Below are 1,000 nucleotides of genomic sequence, written 5' to 3'. Positions count from 1 at the left end.
GCCGACGATGTGTCGATCTTTTCCTCAAGACTCAGGAGCGCGATGCCCTGGCCGCGTAGCGTCTCGACCGTGGTGAGCAATTCGGCGAGCGAGCGCCCAAGCCGATCGAGGCGGACCACCGCCAGCGTGTCGCCCTTGCGGGCATAGGCGATCAGTTCGGCCAGACCGGGCCGCTCCATGCTCTTGCCCGACATGACGTCGGTGAACACCTTGATCGCGCCGGCCTCCTCCAGACGCATGGTCTGTCCAGCCACGTCCTGATCGCCGGTGCTGACGCGGGCATAACCCAGAATATCGCCCATCCCGTGCGTCTCCCAAACGGTCGTTCTGTGGACGATCTGAAGGGCGATCGCTTCGCCCCATCCATATCCGTCCACATACTATGTCTCTTTACTCATGGCTGTCCATAGGCCCAGCTGACCTTTTGTGGACGGGAATCGGAATGACGAAGCGTAAGCATCAACTCCTGACCGAGAGCGAACGCGATCAGATCCTCGCCGTCCCGAGCGAGCGCGACCATCTAGCCCGGCTCTACACCTTCGAGCCTTCGGACATCGAGATCATCGGCGCACGACGGGAGCGACGGAACCAGTTGGGTGTCGCGCTGCAACTCGCGCTCTTGCGGCACCCGGGCATCACACTGGCGCAGTTGATACAGGACAAGGGAGCGATACCCCATGATCTCGCCGCCTTCGTCGCGGAACAACTTGGTCTACACGTAACCGACCTGGCCAACTATGCAGCGCGGGATCAGACGATGACGGACCATGCCCGCGAGCTGGCGATGCGAGCGGGCCTTCGTGGACCAACCCGCGCCGACATTCCCTTCATGATCGAAGCGGCCGCGAAAACGGCATGGGCGACCGACAAGGGGATGACGATAGCGATCGGCGTTGTCACCGCCCTTCGCGAGGCCCGGATTCTACTGCCGTCCATCTCCACCATCGAACGCGCCAGTAGTGCGGGACGCGCGCGTGCCCGCAAGCAGGCTGCCTACGCC

At 63.0% G+C, this 1,000-nt stretch carries 2 protein-coding genes; one reads left to right on the top strand and one right to left on the bottom strand.

Annotated features, from left to right (window positions below):
- Positions 1–377: recombinase family protein (locus C1631_RS25235; protein WP_228441473.1), on the bottom strand; the 377-nt coding region annotated here is incomplete at its 3' end.
- Positions 378–442: 65 nt separating this feature from the next.
- Here C1631_RS25235 and C1631_RS25230 point away from each other — a divergent pair.
- On the top strand, positions 443–1,000 hold a 558-nt coding region (locus tag C1631_RS25230), incomplete at its 3' end, for a DUF4158 domain-containing protein (RefSeq protein ID WP_133248966.1).

The sequence above is a fragment of the Chryseobacterium phosphatilyticum genome (assembly GCF_002899825.2).
In the GTDB taxonomy this organism is placed as follows: Bacteria; Bacteroidota; Bacteroidia; order Flavobacteriales; family Weeksellaceae; genus Chryseobacterium; species Chryseobacterium phosphatilyticum.
Note: the sequence above shows the minus strand (reverse complement) of the source record. Positions and strands in the feature narration are given on the sequence as shown.